Below are 23,818 nucleotides of genomic sequence, written 5' to 3'. Positions count from 1 at the left end.
ACACCATGCCGCTGACCACGGACCTCCGCGGCTACGAGATCGACCCCGTACGGGGGTTCCTGCCCGCGCGGGACCCCCTGGAGCGCCTGCCCGCCGCCTTCCGGCCCTGGGAGGACGTCTGCGCCCGGCTCCCGGCGCTGATGGCGGCCGGCCGGGCCCGTGATGTCGTGGGACGCCTGGAGCCCGTCACGGCGGCCCCGCCGCATGACCGCCGGGAGCTGTGGCGTGCGTACATGCTGCTGTCGCTGCTCGCCAACGCGTATGTGATGGACGGCGAGAAGCGGGCCCGCACCCTGCCGAGGGCCGTGGCGCTGCCCCTGTGCGAGACGGCCGCCGCGCTCGACATGCCCCCCATCCCCACCTACGCCACGCTGGTGCTGCACAACTGGGCGCGCGTGGACCGCTCGGGCCCGCTGGACCTGGACAACCTCGTCCCGCTATGCCCGTTCTCCGGAGGCATGGACGAGCAGTGGTTCTTTCTGTCCATGGCGGCGATCGAGGCGGCGGGCGGGCCCTCCCTGGCCGCGATCGCGGACCTGGGCGCGGGGATCGCCGACGGCCGGCCCGAGCGGATCGCCGACGCCCTCACCCGGATCGCCGACACCTGCCAGGCCATGATCGCGACCCTGCGCCGCATCCCCGAGCGGTGCGACCCGTATATCTACTTCCACCGGGTCCGCCCGCCCATGGCCGCCTGGGGTGAGCCGGGCGTCGTCTACGAGGGCGTCGGCGCAGCGCCCGAGAGCTGGGACGCCGCCAGCGGCGCCCAGAGCGCGCTGCTGCAGGCGCTGGACGCGGCGCTGGGCGTGCGCCACGGGGACGACACGGGCGCGTTCCTGCGCCGCATGCGGACCTATATGCCGCCCGGGCACCGGCGCTTCCTCGCCGACCTGGAAGCCGGACCCTCGGTGCGCGACCACATCGTGCGTCTGGCGGACCGGGACGACGGGGCGAAGCTGCGCGGCCGCTACAACGACGCCGTGGATCTGCTGGACACCTTCCGGCGACGCCATATGGAGATCACCGTCCGCTATCTGTCACAGCAGAGCGGGACGGAGGAGGTCGCGTACGGGACCGGGGGCACCGACTTCGTCCACTTCCTGCACCACACCCGCCGGGAGGCCTCCGCGCACCGCATCGGACAATCCGGGCACCGCCCCGCACAAGACGGGGGCTAGCCCCAATGACCCGCGCCGGGCGCGTCCGTACCGTGACCCCATGACGGCCCGCGACCCGGAGCTCGAGAAGGAGCTCAACGCCACCCTGCACGCCCGCCGTGAGCTGGGCGAAGAGTATGACTCGGCGCTCGTCGAGTCCTTCCTGGAAAAAGTCGACCAGCGCCTCGACAGCACGCTCGACCGGCGGGTCCGCCGGCAGCTCGCCGAACAGCAGATGAGCGTCGCCCGGGGCGCCCGGCCCCGGCCGCCGTCCCAGGACTCCGGCTCCGACTCCGGATTCGGCGAGCGCTTCGGCTTCACGGTCGTCTCGCTGATCCTCGCGGTGCCGCTGACCGCCATCGGCGTGGTGAATGAGGGCTTCAAGGGGCTGGTGGTCTCCTGGCTCGGCATCGTCGCCGTCAACGCGGTGCACGCGGCGCGCGGTTGGCCGTGGCGGCGGCGGGCGCGGCAGGACCGGGCCGGGGACGGGAGCCGGGGCTCCGACTGGGAGGAGTGAGCGAGGAGTGAGTGACGCGGGGGCCGCCGCACCCCCGGCGAACCGGGGGGCGGGACGACGGCGGCCCCCGCGTGGGACACGGTCCGGGTCAGGGCCGGTCTCCGCGTCCTGGGCGTCTGGGAGGTCCGGGAGCCGCTCCGGAGGTCCTAAGACGCCGCTCGTTACGCCGACCGGGCTCCCTGCCAGGCTCCCTGCCGACATCAGTAACTGTGCCGGACGCGTGTTAAGCGATTGCTGCGTGGACGTGACGCGTTCGTAGCCTTTTCAAGGCTCGCCGTCAGGAGTGCTGACGCCCTGTCGGCGACCCGCGGGCCCATGAGGACGGGGGCGTGGGGGCTTCGCCCCCACGCCTGTGGCCTACTTGCCGCCCGCCGCCAGGTACGCCAGCAGGTCCTGGCGGCTGACCACGCCCGTCGGCTTGCCCTCGACCAGGACGATCGCCGCGTCCGCCGCCTCCAGGACCTTCATCAGGTCGGCGACCGGCTCGCCCGAGCCGACCTGCGGCAGCGGCGAAGACATGTGCTTCTCCAGCGGGTCGCCCAGCGAAGCCGCCTGGGTGAACAGCGCGTCCAGCAGCTCCCGTTCCACGACCGAGCCGATGACCTCCGCGGCCATCACATCGGGGTGCCCCGCGCCGGGCTTGACGATCGGCATCTGCGAGACCCCGTACTCGCGCAGCACCTCGATCGCCTCGCCGACGGTCTCCTCCGGGTGCATATGCACCAGGCTGGGGATGCCGCCGCCCTCCTTGTGCCGGAGCACGTCGCCCACGGAGGCGGCCAGCCCCTCGCCCTCCAGGAAGCCGTAGTCGGCCATCCACTCATCGTTGAAGATCTTGCTCAGATAGCCGCGGCCGCTGTCCGGCAGCAGCACCACGACCACATCGTCCGGGCCGAGCCCCTCGGCGACCTTCAGCGCCGCCACCACGGCCATGCCGCACGAGCCGCCGACGAGCAGCCCCTCCTCCTTGGCCAGCCGCCGGGTCATCTGGAAGGAGTCCTTGTCGGACACGGCGACGATCTCGTCGGTGACCTCACGGTCGTACGCGGACGGCCAGAAGTCCTCGCCGACGCCCTCGACCAGATACGGCCGGCCGGAGCCGCCGGAGTACACGGAGCCCTCCGGGTCCGCGCCCACGACCCTCACCTTGCCGTCGCTGATCTCCTTGAGATAGCGGCCGGTGCCCGAGATCGTGCCGCCGGTGCCGATGCCCGCGACGAAATGGGTGATCTTCCCCTCGGTCTGCTCCCACAGCTCGGGACCGGTGGTCTCGTAATGCGAGCGCGGATTGTTGGGGTTGGAGTACTGGTCCGGCTTCCAGGCGTTCGGCGTCTCGCGCACCAGCCGGTCGGAGACGTTGTAGTACGAGTCCGGGTGCTCGGGATCGACGGCCGTCGGGCAGACGACGACCTCGGCGCCGTATGCGCGCAGCACATTGATCTTGTCCATGGACACCTTGTCCGGGCAGACGAAGATGCACTTGTAGCCCTTCTGCTGGGCCACGATGGCAAGCCCGACGCCGGTGTTCCCGCTGGTCGGCTCCACGATCGTGCCGCCGGGCCGGAGCTCTCCGGACTCCTCGGCAGCCTCGATCATGCGCAGGGCGATCCGGTCCTTGACCGAGCCGCCGGGGTTGAAGTACTCGACCTTGGCCAGGACCGTCGCCTGAATGCCTTGGGTGACGCTGTTCAGTTTCACCAGCGGGGTGTCGCCGACAAGACTGATCATCGAGTTGTGGATGCGCACAGTGTTCTCCGGGGTCTCCGTGTTGGTACGGCCAGCGTATGTGGAGCAGCGGGTGATTGGGCGACGGTTCCTTCGGGGCAGTTAGCTCATGTACGCGAGGAGGTGGCTGGGACGGTGTCGAGGGCGAGGGTCGCACGGCGCATCGCGGCGGGCGCGGCCTATGGCGGAGGCGGAATCGGCCTGATCGGAGCGGCCGCCGTGGGCGTCCTGCTGGCGGAGGTGCAGCTGGCGAAACGTTCGGTGGGCGGCGGCACGGCCCCGCTGCCGCCGCGCGGCGAAGGGCTGTACGGCCTCGCGTTCGGCAGCTCGGAGCCGCTGCGGCTCGCGGTGCTCGGCGACTCCACGGCCGCGGGGCAGGGAGTGCGGCGCGCGGGCCAGACCCCCGGGGCGCTGCTCGCCTCTGGCCTCGCGGCGGTGGCGGAGCGGCCGGTGGCGCTGCGCAATGTGGCGCTGCCCGGGGCCCAGTCCGACGACCTGGAGCGCCAGGTGACACAGCTCCTCGCGGACGAGGCGCGGCTGCCCGACGTCTGCGTGATCATGATCGGGGCGAATGACGTCACCCATCGGATGCCGCCGACGCAGTCGGTGCGCTATCTCTCCGAGTCGGTGCGCAGGCTGCGTGCCGCCGGTGCGGAGGTGGTGGTGGGCACCTGCCCCGATCTGGGCACGATCGAGCCGGTCTACCAGCCGCTGCGCTGGCTGGCCCGGCGGGTGAGCCGGCAGCTGGCGGCGGCGCAGACGATCGGCGTGGTGGAGCAGGGCGGGCGTACGGTCTCGCTGGGCGATCTGCTGGGGCCTGAGTTCGCCGCCAACCCGCGCGAGATGTTCGGCGTGGACAACTACCACCCGTCGGCGGAGGGCTATGCGACGGCGGCGATGGCGATGCTGCCCACGCTGTGCGCGGCGCTGGGCCTGTGGCCGGAGGCGGACCGGCTGGAGCCGGAGCGGGACGAGGACATCCTGCCGGTGGCCCGGGCGGCGGCCGAGGCGGCGTCGGAGGCGGGCACGGAGGTCACGGCCGCGCGGGCCCCCTGGGCGCTGCTCAAGCACCGCCGCAGGCGCCGGCTCCCCCCGCCGTCCCCGGAGCCCGAGAGCCCCCCGGAGGCCGCCACGCACCCACCAGGCGAGCCCACGGAGCAGGCCCGCCGCGCCTGACCGGGGCCTGTGCGCCTGATGCGCGCGGAGCCAGGTGGCCGACGCCCCAACAGGGCCACCCCATGCGCCCCCGGCGAGTGAGCCGAAGGGGCGCGCGGGTGTCGAAAGGGTGGGGGCACCTCCCAGCGGTAGCTGGGGGAACGCGCAGGTCCCGAGGAACGTGGGACCGAGCATGATCGACCGTCGACACACGCTCAAGCGCCCCGGAGGCGAACCGAGCCACAGAAAACACAGTTAAGCGTGCGCTTAGAATTGAGGTCCGCATCACACCGGAACCCCGGTGACCACCGCTCTACGTACGGGTAACTTCCCAGACAGTCCTGCACGCACCCTTCCCCCTCCTCCTGGAGCCGTGATGCCCGAAGCCGTGATCGTCTCTGCAGCCCGCTCCCCCATCGGGCGCGCCTTCAAAGGCTCGCTGAAGGAGATGCGCCCGGACGACCTGACCGCGACCATCATCCAGGCCGCGCTGGACAAGATCCCCGAGCTGGACGTCGAGGACATCGACGACCTGATGCTCGGCTGCGGCCTGCCCGGCGGGGAGCAGGGCCACAACCTCGGCCGGATCGTCGCCGTGCAGATGGGGATGGACCACCTCCCCGGCTGCACCATCACCCGCTACTGCTCCTCCTCGCTGCAGACCTCCCGGATGGCGATGCACGCCATCAAGGCGGGCGAGGGCGATGTCTTCATCTCCGCGGGCGTCGAAACCGTCTCGCGCTTCACCAAGGGCTCCTCCGACGGGATGCCCGACACCCACAACCCGCTCTTCGCCGAGGCCGAGGCCCGCAGCGCGGAGCGCGCCGAGAACGGCTCGGACGAGTGGCACGACCCGCGCGAGGACGGCCTGATCCCGGACGCGTACATCGCGATGGGCCAGACCGCCGAGAACCTCGCCCGGTTCAAGGGCATCACCCGCCAGGAGATGGACGAGTTCGGCGTACGGTCGCAGAACCTCGCCGAGGAGGCCATCAAGAACGGCTTCTGGGAGCGCGAGATCACGCCCGTGACGACCCCGGACGGCACGGTCGTCAGCAAGGACGACGGCCCCCGCCCCGGCGTCACCATGGAGGGCGTGGCGGCCCTCAAGCCCTCCTTCCGCCCGGACGGCCTGATCACCCCCGGCAACTGCTGCCCCCTGAACGACGGCGCCGCCGCGCTGGTCATCATGAGCGACGTCAAGGCCCGTGAGCTGGGGCTGACGCCGCTCGCCCGGATCGTCTCCACCGGCGTCTCCGCGCTGTCCCCCGAGATCATGGGGTACGGGCCCGTCGAGGCGTCCCGGCAGGCGCTGGCCCGCGCCGGGCTGACGGCCGGCGACATCGACCTCGTCGAGATCAACGAGGCATTCGCCGCGCAGGTGATCCCCTCCTACCGCGACCTGGGCTTCGAGCTGGACAAGGTGAACGTCAACGGCGGCGCGATCGCGGTCGGCCACCCGTACGGCATGACCGGCGCGCGCATCTCGGCCACGCTGATCAACAGCCTCCAGTTCCATGACAAGCAGTTCGGCCTGGAGACCATGTGCGTCGGCGGCGGCCAGGGCATGGCGATGGTCCTGGAGCGGCTGAGCTGAGCTGACCTGCGGCTCCGGCCGCCGAGCCGGCCTTCCGCCCGTCGGATGTCGGCTCGTGACTGAATCTCCCCCAGGATGTGACCTACGTCCTGGGGGAGCATCATTTCCCCAGGTCAGAGCGTTACCACGGGGGAAGAGCAAGGCATATCAGCTGTCCGATTCGTGACGTAATGCACTGACAGCTGGCACAGTCCCACGACAAGCTGATGTAGGAAGTCGGGGGATCGATCGAAACCGGGAGTACGTCCGTGAGCGCCATGTCCCTTGCCCTGCTGCTCACCACGGCCGCTGCCACGGCCGTGGGCGCCGCCGCCCTGCACGCCGCGCACGGGCTGCGCACCCAGGTCGCCGCTCTGCGCACGGAGCTGGCAGAGGCCCGGGCGGCTGCCGCCGCCGGCCGGCAGGACACGGCTGCCACGGCCGCCGCCGTTGTGCCAGGGCAGGCAGTCCGCGGCGCGGCGGACGCCGAGCCCGCCGCGCCGTCCGCGCCCGCGGCCGAGATACGGGCGGCCGTCGCCGAGGCGCTGGCCGAGGAGCGCGAGCGCGAGCTCGCCGAGGCGCGCGCCTTCTGGGCGGCGCAGGAGGCCCGGGACGCGGCGGACGCGCCCTCCCTGCTCGGCGGGGTGTCCGGCCCCGGTGAGGAGCTGCCGCCGTTCTATGTGCCGCGTCAGGCGGACTTCGCGGGGCTTGAGGCCGTGGATTTTGACGCCGTGAGCTTTGACCCCGCCGAGGCGATCGAGGACCAGCCGGAGGTTGCGGAGTTCGCCGAGGACTCCCCCGAGCTCGCGGCCGCGCGCCGCCGCCACCCGTCGCACCCGGACTTCGTCCCGGTCCAGACGCCGGTCGTCACCGACCATGAGCGCACGGTGGCGCGCCTGGAGGAGCTGGCCGAGACCCGCACCGAGCTGACCGACGTACGGCCCGGCCCGCTCGGCACCCTCGACGTCTACGTCTTCGCGGACGGCACGACGCTGTGCATGACCCCCGGCCACCGCGAGACCGCGGAGCGCCTCGCCGGCGCGCTGCGGGCCGGTGACACGCCCGTCCTGCTCGGCGGCTCGGGCGTCTCCGGCGCGTATGCCCTGACGTTCGCGTGCGGCGACGACAGCGTGTACATCCTGGCGGACCGCGTGATCGCCTCCCTGTAACCGGGGACTCCGCCCCCGCACCCCCGCGCCTCAATCGCCGGCGAGGCTCAAGGGCGCGGCCCCTCCCGCCTCAAACGCCGACGGGCTCGACTGTGCGGCCCCACGCGCCTCAAACGCCGGCGGGGCTGGAGGGGTACGGCCCCGCGCCTCAAACGTCTGCGAGGCTGCGAGGCGCGAAGGCGCGGGCCCACCCGCTTCAAACGTCGGCGAGGCTTGGTGTGCGCCTGAAAGGCCCGAGGCTCATTTTGTCCCTCAAGCGCCGGGCGGGCTGGTCTTCCCAGCCCGCTGGGGGCACCTCCCAGCGGTAGCTGGGGGAGGTAGCGGGGGAGAAGCCTGCGGGCACGGCCGAAGGCCGTACAGGGGCCGACCAGCCCCGCGGCACCCCGAAGGGGGCCTGGGGGCAAAGCCCCCAGTTTCCGGAAAGACCCGCACCCCTAGAGCCCCGCCCTCACCGCCGCCTCCCGCACCCGCGCCACCGCCTCCGCCAACGCCTCCCCATCGCCCCCACCCCGCAGCGCTTCGGCCAAATCCCGGCCCGCCACCGTCAGCTGGTCCGCGACTGCGAACACACCCGCGTCCGGCATGATCCGGGGCTCGCGGCCGGGGGCCTCCAGGCGCTGTGCGCGCACGGACAAGTCCCTGGCCAGGGCCAGGCCCTCCGCGGCCGCTCCACGCTGCAGACGGCTCTGCGGCGCGGCCCGCAGGCGCTCCGCGAGGTGATCCACGACCTGCTCCAGCTCAGTCACATCCAGCACGCCGCGACCCTATGCGCCCGCACCGGACTGTTGCCAATATGCGAACCCTCAGGCACGGTGGCGTGAAGGACCAATGCGCAGAGCGTCCGGAGGCGCCGATGTCCCAAGTCTTCTCCGAAGAGACCCATCGCAATCTGCTCGCACGCATCCCCCAGTGCACCGGTCGTGAGATCTCCGACTGGCTCCGCACCGTAGACGAAGGCCCGTCCCTCTTCCGGTTCGAGGAGAAGGTGAGCTGGCTGCGGAGCGAGCACAACCTCGCCTACGGCCACGCCAAAGCGATCATCCATGAGTACGACCTGAGGCGCGCGGCGCGCAAGCTCCTCTAGCACCAGCTCCTCAAGCTCCTCAGGCAAACGGGAAGGGCCCGCGGGGATCGCACCCCGCGGGCCCTTCCGATGCCCGGAACCGGACGGTGAGGCGTCAGTCGTCGCCCTGCAGAATCGAGATCAGCCGCAGCATCTCCAGGTAGATCCACACCAGCGTCATGGTGAGACCGAACGCCGCCAGCCACGACTCCTCGCGCGGAGCGCCGTACGCCACGCCGTCCTCGACCTGCTTGAAGTCCAGCGCCAGGAAGAACGCGCCCAGCAGCACGCCGACGACGCCGAACAGGATGCCGAGGCCGCCGCTGCGGAAGCCCAGGCCGTCACCGCCGCCGAACACCATGAACAGCAGGTTCACGGCGGTGAGCAGCAGGAAGCCCATCGTGGCGATCATCAGATAGCGGACGAACCGCTGGGTGACCCGGACGATCCTGGTCTTGTACAGCACCAGCATGGTCACGAAGACGGCCATCGTGCCCAGCACGGCCTGCATGGCCGCGCCAGGGGCGACGAACCGGTCTACGAAGTTGCTGATCGCGCCCAGGAAGAGGCCCTCGAACGCCGCGTACGCCAGGATCAGCGGCGGCGAGGGGCGGCGCTTGAACGACTGCACCAGGCCGAGCACCATCGCGATGAGCATCGCGCCGATGGCCAGGCCGAAGCGCTCGTCGGTCAGGTAGATCCAGCCGAGGACGGCGCCGACGATGACGGTGCCGAGCGTCATGCCCGTACGCATGACGACGTCGTCCATCGTCATGCGGTCCGTCTGCGGCGGCGCGACCGGCGGGGCGCCCTGGACGCTGCCCTGCGGCGCGTACGGGTTCGTGGCGTACGGGTTGGTCGTGTCGGTCGCGTACGGGTTGGCGCCGCTGCCCTGCGCGTAGGGATTGGCCGGCCCGGCCTGCTGCGCCGTGTTGAAGCCCGCGTAGCCGTTGTCCCGGCTGAACCCCCGTCGCGAGAAGACCGGGTTGCTGCTCCTCATCTCACTCCTCCATGGCCACCCTGCGCGGCCTTACGCCAAGAGTAATGGGTAGGCAAAAGTCCCACCCTCCTGCTTGCGAAGGAACTCTGCCCGATCCACCCGGCGGATGCACGCGCGTATCCGCTCAAACATGCGAACAGTCACATCACAATCTGCCAGGCGGAGTAGAGCCGGACAGATGCCGTACATTCGGAGCAATCTGGTCAGATCGGAGCAATCTGGACAGGGTGAGTGCCCGGAGCCGGACTCGAACCGGCACGGCCTGAGGTAGGCCAGCGAGGTTTAAGCTCGCCGTGTCTGCGTTCCACCATCCGGGCGTTGATGCGCGGCTCCGCGTAGGCATACGAGCCTATCCGGAGAGATCGCTTGAACGGCGGAACAGTGGCCCGATGTTGTCTTATTTTATTGACGTTTGAGGGTGTGTCAGCCCAGCTCAGCGGCGTCGGCCGCGGAACGCAACACGCCATCGGCCATGACCGGGTGCATATGTGGTTGGCGGAAAGTCGCCGCCGGAGGCCGCTGGCGGCCCTCAGGGACGACGTCATCCCAAAGGAGGAGGGGCGGGACGCTCCGTCAGACTCGAGAGGGCCCCGGGAACGGGCTCGGGGAGTGACGATCGGCGGCTCGGCGGCGGACACGATGGTGTGGTCCCACAGACCACTCCCCCGTGACAGGAGCTACCCCTCGTGACCACCACGCCCACCGCTCACCGCGCCACCGCCGTGGCCGCCCGCGCCACGGAACTGTCCAAGGTGTATGGACAGGGCGAAACCCAGGTGGTCGCCCTCGACCGGGTCAGCGTCGAGTTCCGCCAGGCGGAGTTCACCGCGATCATGGGCCCCTCGGGCTCCGGCAAGTCCACGCTGATGCACTGCGTCGCCGGGCTGGACTCCTTCAGCTCCGGCTCCGTGCGCATCGGCGAGACCGAGCTGGGCAGCCTGAAGGACAAGCAGCTGACCCAGCTGCGCCGGGACAAGATCGGCTTTATCTTCCAGGCGTTCAATCTGCTGCCCACGCTGACCGCCCTGGAGAACATCACGCTCCCCATGGACATCGCCGGCCGCAAGGCCGACAAGCAGTGGCTCGACCAGGTGATCGACATGGTCGGGCTGCGGGACCGGCTCGGCCACCGGCCTGCCCAGCTCTCCGGCGGACAGCAGCAGCGCGTCGCGGTCGCCCGCGCCCTGGCCTCCCGCCCCGAGATCATCTTCGGTGACGAGCCCACCGGAAACCTTGACTCCCGCTCCGGCGCCGAGGTCCTCGGCTTTCTGCGCAACTCGGTGCGCGAACTCGGCCAGACCGTCGTGATGGTCACCCACGACCCGGTGGCCGCGTCCTATGCCGACCGTGTCGTCTTCCTCGCCGACGGCCGCATCGTCGACGAGATGCACAGCCCCACCGCCGACGACGTCCTCGACCGGATGAAGGCGTTCGACGCCAAGGGCCGGACCAGCTGACACCCGCGCGCGCTCCGGCGCACGCCCCCGGCTCCCGGCTCCCCAGGCCCCCGGCGCTCCGTGGCAGCCGCTGCTCCCTGAGCCCTGTGCGCTGAGCCCTGTGCGCTGAGCCCTGAGCCCTCCGGCCCCCTGCCTTCACCCATCCCACAGGACTGACACAGACATGTTCCGTACCGCCCTGCGCAATGTGCTCGCGCACAAGGCGAGGCTGCTGATGACCGTGCTCGCGGTCATGCTCGGCGTCGCCTTCGTCTCCGGCACCTTCGTCTTCACCGACACCCTCGGCCAGGCCTTCCGCAAGCAGTCGGCCAAGAACTACGACGACGTCGCCGTCGCCATCACCACGTACGCCGTCCAGAGCGACGACGGCAACACGGACACCGGCGTCGACCAGGCCACCCTGGACAAGATCCGCGCCATCGACGGCGTGGCCTCGGCCGCCGGCCGGGTCTCCGGCTTCGCCGGCGTCGCCGACCAGGACGGCAAGCTGATCGGCAACGGCTGGACCAACACCGGCGCCAACTTCGCCCCCGGCAAGGACGGCAAGGACTCCCAGTACCGCTTCACCGACGGCTCGGGACCGGTCGAGGACGGCCAGATCGCCCTCGACAAGGACTCCGCCGACGCCGGGAAGTACAAGGTCGGCGACCGGGTGCGGGTGGCGACCAACGGCCCGGTGAAGGAGTACACCCTCTCCGGCGTCTTCACCACCGACGACGGCGCGGTCAGCGCCGGCGGCAGCCTGGTGCTCTTCAACACCCCGGTCGCCCAGAAGCTCTACCTGTCGCCCGGCCACTTCCAGAACGTCAACGTCGTCGCGAAGGACGGCGCGTCCGACGAGAAGCTGCTCGCCGCGATCAAGCCGCTGCTGCCCGAAGACGCCGACGTCAGGACCGGCCAGGCCGTCGCCGACGAGCAGGCGCGGATGATCGAGGAGGGCATGAGCAACTTCAACACGATGCTGCTGGCCTTCGCCGCCATCGCCCTCTTCGTCGGCGTCTTCCTGATCGCCAACACCTTCACCATGCTCGTCGCCCAGCGCACCAAGGAAGTCGCGCTGATGCGCGCGGTCGGCGCGTCCCGCAAGCAGATCACCCGCTCGGTGCTGGCCGAGGCCGCGCTCGTCGGGCTCGTCGCCGCGGCGGTCGGCTTCGCCCTCGGCGTGGGTCTGGCCGTGGCGCTGCGCTCCGGGATGTCCGCCTTCGGGCTGAAGGTGCCCGGCGGCCCGCTGGTCATCACCGCCACCCCGGTCATCTCCTCCCTCGCCGTCGGCGTGCTGATCACCATGCTCGCCGCCTGGCTGCCCGGCCGGCGCGCCGCGAAGATCCCGCCGGTGGCCGCGATGGGCAGCATGCACGCCGCGCCCACCGTGAAGTCGCTCGTCGTGCGGAACTCCATCGGCGCGGCCGTCACCGCCCTGGGCGCGGTGCTCATCCTGCTCGGCGCGGGCATGGGCAAGGACGGCCGGATGATCATCGGCGGCGGCGCGTTCCTCACCCTGATCGGCGTCATCGTGCTGATCCCGCTGCTGTCACGGCCGGTGATCGCCGTACTGCGCGCCCCCATGACCAGGCTGTTCGGCGTCTCCGGCAAGCTCGCCGGGCAGAACGCGGTCCGCAACCCGCGCCGCACCGGGGCCACCGCCTCGGCCCTGGCGATCGGGCTGACGCTGGTGACCGGACTGTCCGTGCTGGGCGCGGCCGTCGGCCAGGCCATCGACAAGTCGACCACGGACAACCTCAAGGCCGACTATGTGATCGCGATGGCCGCGCAGGGCATGGCGCTCGACGAGTCCGTGGTCCCGGCCCTTCAGAAGGCGTCCGGCGTCCAGGCGGTCTCCGCGGACCAGAGCACCAGTCTGAAGACCGGAGAGGACGAATGGCGGTCGGTCGCGGGCGTCACCCCCGGCGACATCGAGCAGCTGCTCACCCTGAAGACCGTGTCCGGCTCACTGGGCTCGCTCGCCGACGGCAAGCTGGCGATCGATCAGAAGACCGCGGAGAAGAGCGGCTGGAAGCCCGGTTCGACGATCGACGTCCAGTTCAACGACGACAAGAAGGGCACGCTGACCGTCGGCGCGGTCTACGCGGACAACGAGTTCCTGCCCGGGATGATGCTCTCCACCGCGGTGCTGAAGCCGCACGAGACCATGGCCCCGTACATCCCGCAGGTGTACGTCAAGATGGACGGCGGCCCGACCAAGGCCAATGAGCGGGCGCTGATCGACGCCCTCGGCGACAACCCGGCCATCCGGGTGATGGACCAGCAGGACGTCCGCGACGAGCAGGGCGGCATGATCAACATGATGCTGAACATCATGTACGGGCTGCTGGCGATGGCCCTGCTGATCGCGGTGCTCGGCGTCGTCAACACCCTCGCGATGTCCGTCTTCGAGCGGCAGCAGGAGATCGGCATGCTGCGCGCGATCGGCCTGGACCGCGGGCGCGTAAAGCGGATGGTCCGGCTGGAGGCCGTGGTGATCTCGGTGTTCGGCGCGGTGATCGGCATCGGTCTGGGCGCGTTCCTGGGCTGGGCCATCGGCCAGACCATCAAGGACCAGATCCCGAACTACGCCCTGGTGATCCCGTGGGACCGGGTGGGCCTGTTCCTGGTGCTGGCGGCGCTGGTGGGTGTGCTGGCCGCGATGTGGCCGGCGCGCAGCGCGGCGAGGCTGAACATGCTGTCGGCCATCAAGGCGGAGTGACCGTACGTCCGTTGTGACGCCTGTCGCGACGCCTGTCGTGACGGAGGGCCGGGCTCCCTGGAGGGGACCCGGTCCTCCGCCGTGTCACCGCCGTGTCGTTCGGTGCGGTGTCATTCGGCCCAGGTGCGGGAACGCAGGGGCATGCCGGAGGCGCCGGTGTCCGGGGTCTTCACGGCGAGGATCTGGTTGACGCCGATCCGGTTGCGTTCGAAGGACAGGGCGGAGGCGGCCATATAGAGCCGCCAGACGCGGGCGCGGCCGGGCGAGGTGAGACGTACGGCCTCGTCCCAGCCGCCCTCCAGGTTGGCGACCCATGCGCGGAGCGTACGGGCGTAGTGCTCGCGGATCGCCTCGACGTCGCGGACCTCGAAGCCGGCGTCCTCCAGCGCGCCGACGGTGCGGCCGAGGGGGGCGAGCTCCCCGTCCGGGAAGACATAGCGGTCGATGAACTCATCCACGTGGTACGCCGCTTCGTCCTTCTCCGGACGGCGGGCGATCTGGTGGTTGAGCAGCCGACCGCCGGGCTTGAGCAGGGTGAACAGCCGGTCGGCGTACTCGCGGTAGCGGACCTGGCCGACGTGTTCCGCCATGCCGATGGAGGAGATCGCGTCATACGGGCCGTCGCGGACGTCCCGGTAGTCCTGGACCCGGATCTCGATCCGGTCGGCCAGGCCCTCCTCCGCGATGCGCTTGCGGGCGTAGGCGGCCTGCTCGGTGCTGAGGGTGACGCCGACGACCTGTGCGCCGTACTCGCGGGCGGCGTGCAGGGCCATGGAGCCCCAGCCGCAGCCGACGTCGAGCAGCCGGCCGCCTTCGCGGAGGGCGAGCTTGCGGCAGACGAGGTCGAGCTTGGCGCGCTGGGCGTCCGCGAGTCCGGCGGTCTCCTTCTCGCCCCAGTAGGCGCACGAGTAGACCATGGAGGGCCCGAGGACCAGCTCGTAGAAGTCGTTGCCGACGTCGTAGTGGTGGCTGATCGCCTGGCGGTCGCGGGTCTTGGTGTGCAGCGGCCCGGACCGGCGGCGGACCTCTTCGGGCGGTGGGGGCGGGGGCGGCAGCGTACCGCCCTCCTTCAGCAGCGCGGCGGCCGCGGAGCGCAGACGGGGGTCGCGGGCGGCACGCAGGACGCCCCCGCGGGGTGCGTCGCCCCGCTCCCACACCACGCCCGACAGCAGGTCGAGGGCCTTGTACAGATCCCCCTCGATGTCGATGTCACCGGCGACCCAGGCCCGGGCGAGCCCCAGCTCTCCGGGCCGCCACAGGAACCGGCGCAGGGCCCTCCGGTGCCGTACGACGAGCGTGGGCGCCCCCGCGGGCCCGGACTCGCTTCCGTCCCAGGCCCTCACCCTCATCGGGAGCGGGCCCCCCAGCAGTTCCTCGGCAAGACTGGTCAGCCGCATCGCGGCGTCGGCCATGGCACACCTCCGTGACGGTGGTTCCGGTCCGCACCGCCTGCCGTGCGCCGGGGCACGGGTCGCGGTGCCTTACGGAAAACAATCCGACCACTGTCCGTGCTTCCCGCCACTACGCAATGCCATGGCAAAATATATGTACCCACCACGCAATGCACCGCAGGGCTGCTGCCGCCATCCGCCGCGCACATGCCGCACATATGACGCACATATGACGCATATATGCGGAAGGGCCGCCCGCACCACGGATGGCGGGCGGCCCTTCTGCAGGCTCAGGAGAAGCGCGGAGGCGTCAGCGTCAGGAGGCCTTGGCCTTCTCCGGCTTGGCGGCGGCGGCCGGGGCGGCCGGGGCCGGCTTGGCCGCCTCGTAGAACTCCTCGCGCGGGGACTCGATCGCGCCGAGCGAGACGACCTCGCGCTTGAGGAACATCGCCAGCGTCCAGTCGGCGAAGACGCGGATCTTGCGGTTCCAGGTCGGCATGGCCATGCCGTGGTAGCCGCGGTGCATATACCAGGCGAGCCGGCCCTTGAGCTTGATCTTCATCTTGCCCATGACGATCATCGCGACGCCCTTGTGCAGGCCGAGCCCGGCCACCGCGCCCTTGTTGGCGTGGCTGTACTCCTTCTGGGGGAAGCCCCGCATGCCGGAGATCACGTTGTCGCCGAGGACCTTGGCCTGACGGAGCGCGTGCTGGGCGTTCGGCGGGCACCAGGCGTTCTCGTTGCCCGCCTTGCGGCCGACCAGGTCCGGGACCTGGGCGTTGTCGCCCGCGGCCCAGATGTAGTCGGTGCCCTGCACCTGGAGCGTCGGCGCGCAGTCGACATGGCCGCGCGGGCCCAGCGGCAGGTTGAAGCGGGCGAGCGCCGGGTTGGGCTTGACGCCCGCGGTCCACACGATGGTGTTGGAGTCGACCTCCAGGCCGTTCTTCAGCACCACATGGCCGTCCACGCAGGAGTCCATGGAGGTCTGGAGGTAGACCTCGACGCCGCGGCCCTCAAGGTGCTCCTTGCCGTACTTGCCGAGCTTGGGGCCCACCTCGGGCAGGATCTTGTCAGCGGCGTCGACGAGGATGAAGCGCATGTCCTCGCGCTTGACGTTGGCGTAGTACTTGGCCGCATCCCGCGCCAGGTCCTCCACCTCGCCGATGGTCTCCGCGCCGGCGAAGCCGCCGCCCACGAAGACGAAGGTCAGCGCCTTGCGGCGGACCTCCTCGTCGGTCGTCGAGTCGGCCTTGTCCAGCTGCTCCAGCACATGGTTGCGCAGCCCGATGGCCTCCTCGATGCCCTTCATGCCGATGCCCTGCTCGGCGAGGCCGGGGATCGGGAAGGTGCGGGAGACCGCGCCCAGCGCGATGACCAGGTAGTCGAACGGCAGCTCATACGCCTCGCCGACCAGCGGCGCGATGGTGGCGACCTTCCGGTCCTGGTCGATGGTGGTGACCCGGCCGGTGAGCACCTCCGCCTTGGGCAGCACGCGTCGCAGCGGGACGACGACATGCCGCGGCGAGATGCTGCCGGCGGCGGCTTCGGGGAGGAAGGGCTGGTACGTCATGTACGAGCGCGGGTCGACGACCGTGACGGTCGCCTCGCCGTACCGCATCTTCTTGAGAATGCGTCGGGCTGCGTACAGGCCTACGTACCCACCGCCTACTACGAGGATCCGGGGACGCTCCGTGGTGCTCATGCCATCGAGTATCCACCCCCCTCCCGGGGGCCGCTCGTGAGCCCCTTCACAAGATGTCGAGCCTGCTCTGCTACACTGCGCGGCCCGCGTGACGGAGGTCATGGCAGCAATGGGGAACCACGGTGCAACGCAGAACGTTGGGCACCCCTTGTGAGCTGGCCCCTAAGGGGCATCCCCCAGGGGACCAGCTGACAGGTTCACACCGCCGTTGCGCGCCGGGTAGCCCAGAACGGACGAGCGGGAGGGGCCAACGGCCCCGCGGAGCGGGCCCTTAGGCCCTCCATGCCACCCCTCGGGGGCCATTTCCTTGTGAAGAACTTCACGAAGTTTTCTCAGCCAGCCCGTCGGGGCGCTGCCGGCTCCGGGCCGGAGGCTACCGGGTTGCCCGCCGAAGCCTGTCGCCGAACGGCTATGCGACGCCCTCTGCCGCCTTGATCGCTACCCCGTCGAGGATCTCCCACGAACGCGACTCGCCGGATCGAACCATGTGTACACGTAAATGCGTACACTGACTTCATGAGTGAGAACACCGTGACCGTGCGGGAAGCCCGCGCGCACCTCGCCGACCACATCAACCGGGCTGAGGAGGGCGTTCCGACCGTAATCACTCGCAACGGCGCTCCGGTGGCCGCCGTTGTCCCGATCGCGGACTTTGAAGCGCTGGAGGAAGCGGCCGACGTCATGTTGGCGCGCGAAGCCGAAGCCGTCCTGGCCGAGGGCGGCCCCACAGTGACGATGGCGGAACTGCTGGCAGACCTGTTCACCGAGCAGGACGGCGAAGCGGCGTGAAGTACGCCTTCAGGTTCACCACGGCAGCGCAGCGGCAGCTCCGGTCCATCAGCCGACCCGACGCCATGCGCATCCTGGCCGCGCTGACCGCGCTCGGCGACGACCCGTATCGCGAGGACGCCGACATCAAAAAGCTCACCGGCCCGTCGGGGCTCTACCGGCTCCGGGTCGGAAGCTACCGGGTCGCCTACCGGATCAACGATGGCGAACTCATCATCCTCGTCGTCAAGGTGGGCGACCGGCGGGACGTCTACCGCAACCTGTAGCACGCCGCCACGCCGCCGCCGTCGCCTGCCGAAAGCTTGCCGCCGAACGGCTACGCGGCGCCCTCTGCCGCCTTGATCGCTATCCCGTCGAGGATGTCGTGCTCGCTGACCACGACCTCCCGCACCCCGATCCGCTTCATGATCTGCAGCAGGACGAGCGCCCCCGCGCCGATCACATCCACCCGGCCGGGGTGCAGCACGCCGATCGCGGCCCGCTCGTCGTGTGTGGAGTGCAGCAGCTCGCCGGTGATCCGCTCGACGTCCTCGAAGGAGATCCGGGAGTGGTGGATCGCGGAGGAGACATAGGTGTCCAGGCCGAGCGCGATCCCGGCCACGGTGGTCACCGAGCCGGCGAGGCCGACGAGGGTTCGCGCCTCGCGGATCGGGACCGTCTCCTCGACGAGGTCGAGCGCCGCGTCGATGTCCGCGGTGATGGCGGCGATCTGCTCGGGCGTCGCCGGGCTGTCCGGGGCGTGCCGTTCGGTCAGCCGTACACAGCCGATGTCGACGGAGCGCGCCGCCTCGACTTGGCGGTGGCCGACGACGAACTCGGTGGAGCCGCCGCCGATGTCGACGACAAGACGCTCCTCATGGCCGGGCAGCTCACGGGTCGCGCCGGTGAAGGAGAACTCCGCCTCCTGCTCACCGGTGATCACCTCGGGCTCGACGCCGAGGATGTCGAGCACGCCGCGTGTGAACGCGTCGCGGTTCTCGGCGTCGCGCGAGGCGGAGGTGGCCACAAAGCGGACCTTCTCCGCGCCGTGCTCCTTGATGACCGCCGCGTACTCGCGGCAGGCGGCGAAGGTGCGCTCCAGCGCCTCGGGGGCGAGGCGTCCGGTGCGGTCGACGCCCTGGCCGAGGCGGACGATCGTCATCCGGCGGTCCAGGTCGACCAGTCGGCCGGTCACGGGGTCCACGTCGGCGACGAGGAGGCGGATGGAGTTGGTGCCGCAGTCGACGGCCGCCACGCGGGTCACTGCGCCGCCTCCCTCGCCGAGTCGGCCGAGACATCCGTGCAGGGCGTGACGCAGGGGCCCTTCGCCCACCACTCGGGCAGCATCGCGATCGCCTCGTCGCCCAGCGGGTTCACCCCGGGGCCGGCGGCCAGCGAGTGGCCGACCAGGACGTGCAGACACTTCACCCGGTCGGGCATGCCGCCCGCGCTGGGGAAGTTCTCCAGCACCTCGATGGCGTCGCGGCGTGCGATGTAGTCCTCGTGTGCGGCGCGGTACGCGGCGGCCAGCTCCGGGTCCTGAGCCAGCCGCTCGGTCATCTCCTTCATCACCCCGTTCGCCTCCAGGGTGCCGATCGCCGACGCGGCCCGCGGGCAGGTCAGGTAGTACAGCGTCGGGAACGGGGTGCCGTCGGGCAGCCGCGGCGCCGTCTCGACGACATCCGGCTGTCCGCACGGGCAGCGGTGCGCGATGGTCCGCAGCCCGCGCGGCGGGCGGCCGAGCTGCGCCTCGAAGGCGGCGATGTCCGCGGCGGTGGGCTCGGTCGGCTCGGTGTGGGGAGGAGGGGTTTCCATGCCTGCCTGAAGGTTCTCGGTGCGGTGGTTTCTCAGTGTGTGGGTTGCGGTGGGGGCTACTGCCGGGCGGGGCGGTCCGCGTGGTCCACCCCATCCCAGACATTCGAGTACCAGGGGCGGTCCGCCGCCCCCTCGTCGTCCCGGCGGCGCTCCTCGGCAGCCGGATCGATCATGGTGTAGGCGGTCTCCCCCGGCATCACATAGTGCAGATGCTCACGGGCCAGCCGCCGGATGTACTGGTCGTCCTGGAGGCGCGCCTTCTCGTCCCGGAGCCTGGCCACCTGCTCGCGTGCCTCGTCCATGCGCCGCTCCTGCTCGGCGATGTCGGCGCGCTGGGAGACGTACTGCCGCATCGGATAGGCGAGGGCCACCACCAGCGTGCAGAGGACGAGCGCCAGAAAGGCCGCCCGGCCGGTGAGCCGGGAGCGGCGGGCCTGGCGGCGGCTCTGCGAGCGGTAGACGCGGGCGGCGGTCTGCTCGCCGAGCAGCCGGATCCGGGTCGCGGTGGAGAACCGGTCCCGGTCCCGGTCCTTCGCGGCCATGTTCCGCCTCCCTCGACACGTGCGTACGTCCCCGCACACGGTACGGGACCGGGTGCGGGGACGTACGTATATACGGGTGTCAGCCCTTATACGGGGTGTCAGCCCTTGCTGTGCTTAATGGTCCGCAAAGCGAAACCGCGGGAAGGCGCTGCGGCCGGCGTACACCGCGGCGTCGTCGAGGATCTCCTCGATGCGCAGCAGCTGGTTGTACTTGGCGACGCGCTCCGAGCGGGCCGGGGCGCCGGTCTTGATCTGGCCGCAGTTGGTGGCGACGGCCAGGTCGGCGATGGTGACGTCCTCGGTCTCGCCGGAACGGTGGGACATCATGCACTTGAAGCCGTTGCGCTGGGCCAGCTCGACGGCGTCCAGGGTCTCGGTCAGCGAGCCGATCTGGTTGACCTTGACGAGCAGGGCGTTGGCGGCGGCCTCGTCGATGCCGCGGGCGAGCCGCTCGGGGTTGGTGACGAACAGATCGTCGCCGACCAGCTGGACCTTGGAGCCGAGCTTCTCGGTGATGGTCTTCCAGCCGTCCCAGTCGTCCTCGAAGAGCGGGTCCTCGATGGAGACGAGCGGGTAGGCCTCGACGAGCTCCGCGTAGTACTCGGTCATCTCGGCGGCCGAGCGGGACTTGCCCTCGAACTCGTACGAGCCGTCCTTGTAGAACTCGGACGCGGCGACGTCGAGCGCCAGCGCGATGTCGCGGCCGGGGGTGTAGCCGGCCTCCTTGATCGCCTCAAGGATGAGGTCGAGGGCGGCGCGGTTGGAGTCGAGGTTCGGGGCGAAGCCGCCCTCGTCGCCGAGACCGGTGGACAGGCCCTTCTGCTTCAGGACCTTCTTCAGGGTGTGGTAGACCTCGGTGCCCCAGCGCAGGGCCTCGGAGAAGGACTCCGCGCCGATCGGAGCGATCATGAACTCCTGGATGTCCACATTGGAGTCGGCGTGCGAGCCGCCGTTGAGGATGTTCATCATCGGAACGGGCAGCAGGTGCGCGTTCGGGCCGCCGAGGTAGCGGAAGAGCGGCAGGTCGGAGGCCTCGGAGGCGGCGTGGGCCACGGCCAGGGAGACGCCGAGGATGGCGTTCGCGCCCAGGGACGACTTGTCCGGGGTGGCGTCCAGGTCGAACATCGCCTGGTCGATCAGGCGCTGCTCGGTGGCGTCGTAGCCGACGAGCTCCGGGCCGATCTGCTCGATGACGGCGAGGACGGCCTTCTCGACGCCCTTGCCCTGGTAGCGGTTCTGGTCACCGTCGCGGAGCTCAAGAGCCTCGAACGCACCGGTGGAGGCGCCGGACGGAACGGCAGCACGGCCGGTGCTGCCGTCGTCGAGGCCAACCTCGACCTCGACCGTGGGGTTGCCTCGGGAGTCCAGGATTTCCCGGGCTACGACGACGTCGATGGACGGCACGAGCATCTCCTTCTGGGATGTGACGCAAGTTGTGATGCGAGCTGGACAGCCAGCAGTGCAGGGTCTGATTCGGCCTTGCGGCAAGAGCCTAACCGGCTCGGGGGCCGCCGCCTGCCGACGCCCGCCCGCTGGGACGAAAAAGGGGGCGAAGTGGACTGGTGCGGGGCGAATGACCACGTACCTACCAGTCAGTAGTAACCGCGGCGTGACCGCCGGACACGACATGGCACGGCGTGACACGGCGCGGTACGGCGCGGTACGGCAGGTACGGCACGCGGAAGCCCCGGCCCGGTGCGCACGGGGGAAGCGCTCCGGACCGGGGCGGTCATAGCCGGGCGGGTCAGCTCAGGTGGAGCTGCTGGCCCGGGAAGATCAGGTCCGCGTCCTCGATGATGTCGTCATTGAGGTCGTACAGCTTCTGCCAGCCGCCCTTGACGCCCTCGGCCTCAGCGATCTTGCTCAGTGTGTCGCCGGACTTGACCTCGTACTCGCCGTCGCCCTTCTTGAAGCCCTTCGCCGGGGCGGCGGGCTTGGCGGCCGGCTTGGCCGGCTTCTGCTTGACCGGCTTCTGCTTGGCCGGGGCCGGGGACGCGGAGCGCTCGGAGCGGGTGGTCGGGGCCTCGCTGCGCTTCTGCGACTGCTTCGGCTGGGACTGCTGCGCGGAGCCGGAGCCGGAGTTCGAGGAGGAGTTCGAGGAGGAGCCGCCGCCGGTGTACGCGGCGCTGGAGAGGCCGACGCCGCAGTGCGGCCAGGCGCCCTTGCCCTGGCCCGCGAGGACCTTCTCAGCTATCTCGATCTGCTGGGCCTTGGTGGCGAGGTCGGCGCGCGCGGCGTACTTGGCGCCGCCGAAGGCCGCCCAGGTGGAGGCGGAGAACTGCAGCCCGCCGTAGTAGCCGTTGCCTGTGTTGATGGACCAGTTGCCGCCGGACTCGCACTGCGCGACCTTGTCCCACTCGGCGGCGGTCGCGGCGGAGGCGGAGGTCGCGCCCAGCAGCGGTGCGGCAACCGCGGCGCCGGTGACGCCGGCGAGCGTGGCGATACGGGTGGCCTTCGACGGACGGCGGTGCTTGCCCTTGCCGGAAAGCAGCATGAAACTGTCTCCTCACCGACGCCTGCGAGGTGAGCTGTCGGGTTCGGGCCAGATGAGTGCCCGGCCGCGCGTCCTAGCGCGCGGCTCCACCCCAAGCCGGTCCCGATTGCCGAAAGCGCACGGTGTGCACTCTCAACGGCCGGGCCCGGCACCTACCTTGGGTCCCCCGCTCCTGCCTTCGGCGCTCCACGCGACGACTGTTCCCCCCGGCCGCCGGCAGGATTCGGCGTGACGGTCGACGGGGCCCGCGATGGCGAGCGGTTGGAACCGTAAACACACCGCCCGCCGCCGCTCAAGGCCGAACATCACGGAAGGATCACTCTTTCCGCGATCGACTTGACATACATTTCCGCAGGTGAGGGGCGATTCGGGCGGATTCGACAGCCACGACACGCCAGTTGAGGCAGAGAGACGCTTGTCTCACTTGCGCAGAACCGGACATAGCACCCCGAACTTCCGTTACTTCAGACCCAGATCGAGGCTCTGGCCAGGGTGAATGAGGTCAGGATCCTCCCCGACGGTCTCCTGGTTGGCCTCATAGAGCGCAGGCCACCCTCCGTGCACCTCACGCTCGTCGGCAATCGACCAGAGACTGTCCCCGGGGCGCACGGTGTAGCCCTGCCCGTCGACGGCCGTGCCGGATGCGTCACGTGAGGAACTGTCACCCCGTGAGGCATGCCTACCGCTTTCACGGCTATCTTCCATGATGCCCGACTTGTCGGACTCATCCGCAGGTGTTCCGCGATGCCGTCCGGTGCCCTCGCCGACCGTCAGATCAGAGTCGACGGGACCGACGGGGTCGGTCGGCTCGATGGTCCGAGTGGGCTCCACGGCGTCCTCGGGGAGGGCCTGAGCGTCCGAGCCGCCGGAGCCACCGGAGCTCTCAGGCGAGGCCGATGCGCCGCCGCGGAGGCCGCTCTCCTGCGGCGCTTCCGAAAAGCCCGCCCCGGACCGGGTCGTGGGCTGCTCGACGCCCTCCGGCACGGAGGAGGGCGAGGAAGAGGGGGAAGGGGAGGAAGGGGAGTCCGGGGAGGGGGCCGCCGTCGTCCCCGTACCCGCGGAGCCCTCATCGACGCCACCCTCGCCGGCGGAGCCCGTACCGGCGGAGCCGACGCCGGAAGAGTCAGCGCCTGAACCCGGCACCGCGTCCGACACCGCGCCCGGCTCCACCCCCGGGTCGACGTCGGCCGACTCGCCGCCGCTCCGCAGACCCGCGGTCGCCGCGCAGTTGGCCCAGGCGTCGGCCCCCTGCACCTTGAGGATCTGCTCCGCCACGGCTATCTGCTGCGCACGGCTGGCGAGGTCGGGGCGCGGCGCATAGACCGTGCCTCCGAAGTCCTCCCAGGTCTGCTGGGAGATCTGGAGCCCGCCGTAATACCCGTTGCCGAGGTCGGCACTCCACATCCCGCCCGTCTCGCACTCCGCGACCCGGTCCCAGGCGGCGGCGTCGGCGGCGGAGGCGGACCCGGCCCCCAGCAGGGGGATGGCGATGGCCGAACCGGTCACCCCCGCCGCGACGACAAGGGCCGGAGCCTGACGGGGTCGGCGGTGTCGACCGTTCCCGGAGCGCATGCGATTGCCTT

At 70.6% G+C, this 23,818-nt stretch carries 21 protein-coding genes, 1 tRNA gene and 1 riboswitch; of the genes, 10 read left to right on the top strand and 12 right to left on the bottom strand.

Annotated features, from left to right (window positions below):
* Positions 1–5 precede the first annotated feature (5 nt).
* Together OF819_RS21095 and OF819_RS21090 are read left to right on the top strand one after the other, a co-directional pair.
* Complete coding sequence (locus OF819_RS21095; protein WP_267245168.1) at positions 6–1,178, top strand: hypothetical protein; 1,173 nt, start codon at positions 6–8, stop codon at positions 1,176–1,178.
* Positions 1,179–1,218: 40 nt separating this feature from the next.
* On the top strand, positions 1,219–1,674 hold the full coding sequence (locus OF819_RS21090; protein WP_267245167.1) for a hypothetical protein: 456 nt from the start codon (positions 1,219–1,221) through the stop codon (positions 1,672–1,674).
* A 357-nt stretch (positions 1,675–2,031) separates the two neighbouring features.
* Here OF819_RS21090 and OF819_RS21085 read toward each other — a convergent pair whose 3' ends face one another.
* Positions 2,032–3,420, bottom strand: a complete 1,389-nt coding sequence (locus OF819_RS21085) for a cystathionine beta-synthase (protein ID WP_267245166.1) — start codon at positions 3,418–3,420, stop codon at positions 2,032–2,034.
* 114 nt (positions 3,421–3,534) lie between these two features.
* Here OF819_RS21085 and OF819_RS21080 point away from each other — a divergent pair, with 114 nt between their 5' ends.
* From OF819_RS21080 to OF819_RS21070, 3 genes are all read left to right on the top strand, one after another.
* Positions 3,535–4,575: an SGNH/GDSL hydrolase family protein gene (locus tag OF819_RS21080; protein ID WP_267245165.1), complete on the top strand. Its 1,041-nt coding sequence runs from the start codon at positions 3,535–3,537 to the stop codon at positions 4,573–4,575.
* A gap of 355 nt (positions 4,576–4,930) precedes the next feature.
* Positions 4,931–6,151 carry an acetyl-CoA C-acetyltransferase gene (locus OF819_RS21075; protein ID WP_267245164.1) on the top strand — a complete coding sequence of 407 codons (1,221 nt, stop codon included), beginning with the start codon at positions 4,931–4,933 and terminating at the stop codon, positions 6,149–6,151.
* 257 nt (positions 6,152–6,408) lie between these two features.
* Positions 6,409–7,299, top strand: coding sequence for a hypothetical protein (locus OF819_RS21070; RefSeq protein WP_267245187.1), 891 nt, complete (start codon positions 6,409–6,411; stop codon positions 7,297–7,299).
* A 434-nt stretch (positions 7,300–7,733) separates the two neighbouring features.
* Here the strand turns inward: OF819_RS21070 and OF819_RS21065 are convergent, their stop codons facing one another.
* Positions 7,734–8,054: a hypothetical protein gene (locus tag OF819_RS21065; protein WP_267245163.1), complete on the bottom strand. Its 321-nt coding sequence runs from the start codon at positions 8,052–8,054 to the stop codon at positions 7,734–7,736.
* A gap of 98 nt (positions 8,055–8,152) precedes the next feature.
* Between OF819_RS21065 and OF819_RS21060 the strand changes: the two genes are divergently transcribed.
* Positions 8,153–8,383, top strand: coding sequence for a DUF4287 domain-containing protein (locus tag OF819_RS21060; protein ID WP_240138371.1), 231 nt, complete (start codon positions 8,153–8,155; stop codon positions 8,381–8,383).
* Between the two features lie 94 nt (positions 8,384–8,477).
* Here the strand turns inward: OF819_RS21060 and OF819_RS21055 are convergent, their stop codons facing one another.
* The gene (locus tag OF819_RS21055; protein WP_267245162.1) at positions 8,478–9,362 is read right to left on the bottom strand and encodes a Bax inhibitor-1/YccA family protein; all 885 of its coding nucleotides are present in this window, start codon (positions 9,360–9,362) and stop codon (positions 8,478–8,480) included.
* Positions 9,363–9,594: 232 nt separating this feature from the next.
* A tRNA-Leu gene (locus tag OF819_RS21050) sits at positions 9,595–9,679 on the bottom strand.
* A gap of 369 nt (positions 9,680–10,048) precedes the next feature.
* Between OF819_RS21050 and OF819_RS21045 the strand changes: the two genes are divergently transcribed.
* Together OF819_RS21045 and OF819_RS21040 are read left to right on the top strand one after the other, a co-directional pair.
* A complete protein-coding gene (locus tag OF819_RS21045; RefSeq protein ID WP_267245161.1) occupies positions 10,049–10,819 on the top strand; it encodes an ABC transporter ATP-binding protein in 771 nt (256 codons plus the stop codon).
* Between the two features lie 163 nt (positions 10,820–10,982).
* Entirely contained in the window at positions 10,983–13,523 is a 2,541-nt protein-coding gene (locus tag OF819_RS21040; RefSeq protein WP_267245160.1) for an ABC transporter permease, read from the top strand.
* Positions 13,524–13,633: 110 nt separating this feature from the next.
* Here the strand turns inward: OF819_RS21040 and OF819_RS21035 are convergent, their stop codons facing one another.
* Together OF819_RS21035 and OF819_RS21030 are read right to left on the bottom strand one after the other, a co-directional pair.
* A complete protein-coding gene (locus tag OF819_RS21035) occupies positions 13,634–14,935 on the bottom strand; it encodes an SAM-dependent methyltransferase (protein WP_267245159.1) in 1,302 nt (433 codons plus the stop codon).
* Positions 14,936–15,230: 295 nt separating this feature from the next.
* Entirely contained in the window at positions 15,231–16,616 is a 1,386-nt protein-coding gene (locus tag OF819_RS21030; RefSeq protein ID WP_267245158.1) for an NAD(P)/FAD-dependent oxidoreductase, read from the bottom strand.
* 516 nt (positions 16,617–17,132) lie between these two features.
* Here OF819_RS21030 and OF819_RS21025 point away from each other — a divergent pair.
* Positions 17,133–17,405 carry a type II toxin-antitoxin system Phd/YefM family antitoxin gene (locus OF819_RS21025; RefSeq protein WP_267245157.1) on the top strand — a complete coding sequence of 91 codons (273 nt, stop codon included), beginning with the start codon at positions 17,133–17,135 and terminating at the stop codon, positions 17,403–17,405.
* The gene (locus OF819_RS21020; RefSeq protein ID WP_267245156.1) at positions 17,402–17,671 is read left to right on the top strand and encodes a type II toxin-antitoxin system RelE family toxin; all 270 of its coding nucleotides are present in this window, start codon (positions 17,402–17,404) and stop codon (positions 17,669–17,671) included. Before OF819_RS21025 ends, OF819_RS21020 begins: the two co-directional genes overlap by 4 nt.
* 50 nt (positions 17,672–17,721) lie before the next feature.
* Here the strand turns inward: OF819_RS21020 and OF819_RS21015 are convergent, their stop codons facing one another.
* The 6 genes from OF819_RS21015 to OF819_RS20990 form a co-directional block, all read right to left on the bottom strand.
* The gene (locus OF819_RS21015) at positions 17,722–18,648 is read right to left on the bottom strand and encodes a Ppx/GppA phosphatase family protein (RefSeq protein WP_267245155.1); all 927 of its coding nucleotides are present in this window, start codon (positions 18,646–18,648) and stop codon (positions 17,722–17,724) included.
* On the bottom strand, positions 18,645–19,199 hold the full coding sequence (locus OF819_RS21010) for a DUF501 domain-containing protein (protein ID WP_267245154.1): 555 nt from the start codon (positions 19,197–19,199) through the stop codon (positions 18,645–18,647). Before OF819_RS21010 ends, OF819_RS21015 begins: the two co-directional genes overlap by 4 nt.
* A 56-nt stretch (positions 19,200–19,255) precedes the next feature.
* Positions 19,256–19,741, bottom strand: coding sequence for an FtsB family cell division protein (locus OF819_RS21005; RefSeq protein ID WP_267245153.1), 486 nt, complete (start codon positions 19,739–19,741; stop codon positions 19,256–19,258).
* A 114-nt stretch (positions 19,742–19,855) separates the two neighbouring features.
* Positions 19,856–21,145, bottom strand: coding sequence for a phosphopyruvate hydratase (gene eno, locus OF819_RS21000; RefSeq protein ID WP_267245152.1), 1,290 nt, complete (start codon positions 21,143–21,145; stop codon positions 19,856–19,858).
* A gap of 340 nt (positions 21,146–21,485) precedes the next feature.
* Positions 21,486–22,235, bottom strand: coding sequence for a transglycosylase family protein (locus OF819_RS20995; RefSeq protein ID WP_267245151.1), 750 nt, complete (start codon positions 22,233–22,235; stop codon positions 21,486–21,488).
* A gap of 4 nt (positions 22,236–22,239) precedes the next feature.
* Positions 22,240–22,429: riboswitch (cyclic di-AMP (ydaO/yuaA leader) on the bottom strand.
* A 265-nt stretch (positions 22,430–22,694) separates the two neighbouring features.
* A complete protein-coding gene (locus OF819_RS20990) occupies positions 22,695–23,741 on the bottom strand; it encodes a transglycosylase family protein (protein ID WP_323748949.1) in 1,047 nt (348 codons plus the stop codon).
* Positions 23,742–23,818 lie beyond the last annotated feature (77 nt).

This window comes from Streptomyces sp. PR69, from assembly GCF_026420845.1.
In the GTDB taxonomy this organism is placed as follows: Bacteria; Actinomycetota; Actinomycetes; order Streptomycetales; family Streptomycetaceae; genus Streptomyces.
Note: the sequence above shows the minus strand (reverse complement) of the source record. Positions and strands in the feature narration are given on the sequence as shown.

What these genes read in the sequence shown, in the direction of transcription:
- OF819_RS21035 (WP_267245159.1), bottom strand. Translation starts at nt 14,935, where the DNA reads ATGGCCGACGCCGCGATGCGGCTGACCAGTCTTGCCGAGGAACTGCTG.
- OF819_RS21010 (WP_267245154.1), bottom strand. Translation starts at nt 19,199, where the DNA reads ATGGAAACCCCTCCTCCCCACACCGAGCCGACCGAGCCCACCGCCGCG.
- OF819_RS21005 (WP_267245153.1), bottom strand. Translation starts at nt 19,741, where the DNA reads ATGGCCGCGAAGGACCGGGACCGGGACCGGTTCTCCACCGCGACCCGG.
- OF819_RS21040 (WP_267245160.1), top strand. Translation starts at nt 10,983, where the DNA reads ATGTTCCGTACCGCCCTGCGCAATGTGCTCGCGCACAAGGCGAGGCTG.
- OF819_RS21075 (WP_267245164.1), top strand. Translation starts at nt 4,931, where the DNA reads ATGCCCGAAGCCGTGATCGTCTCTGCAGCCCGCTCCCCCATCGGGCGC.
- OF819_RS21090 (WP_267245167.1), top strand. Translation starts at nt 1,219, where the DNA reads ATGACGGCCCGCGACCCGGAGCTCGAGAAGGAGCTCAACGCCACCCTG.
- OF819_RS21095 (WP_267245168.1), top strand. Translation starts at nt 6, where the DNA reads ATGCCGCTGACCACGGACCTCCGCGGCTACGAGATCGACCCCGTACGG.
- OF819_RS21070 (WP_267245187.1), top strand. Translation starts at nt 6,409, where the DNA reads ATGTCCCTTGCCCTGCTGCTCACCACGGCCGCTGCCACGGCCGTGGGC.
- OF819_RS21025 (WP_267245157.1), top strand. Translation starts at nt 17,133, where the DNA reads ATGAGTGAGAACACCGTGACCGTGCGGGAAGCCCGCGCGCACCTCGCC.
- OF819_RS21030 (WP_267245158.1), bottom strand. Translation starts at nt 16,616, where the DNA reads ATGAGCACCACGGAGCGTCCCCGGATCCTCGTAGTAGGCGGTGGGTAC.
- OF819_RS21055 (WP_267245162.1), bottom strand. Translation starts at nt 9,362, where the DNA reads ATGAGGAGCAGCAACCCGGTCTTCTCGCGACGGGGGTTCAGCCGGGAC.
- OF819_RS20995 (WP_267245151.1), bottom strand. Translation starts at nt 22,235, where the DNA reads ATGCTGCTTTCCGGCAAGGGCAAGCACCGCCGTCCGTCGAAGGCCACC.
- OF819_RS21060 (WP_240138371.1), top strand. Translation starts at nt 8,153, where the DNA reads ATGTCCCAAGTCTTCTCCGAAGAGACCCATCGCAATCTGCTCGCACGC.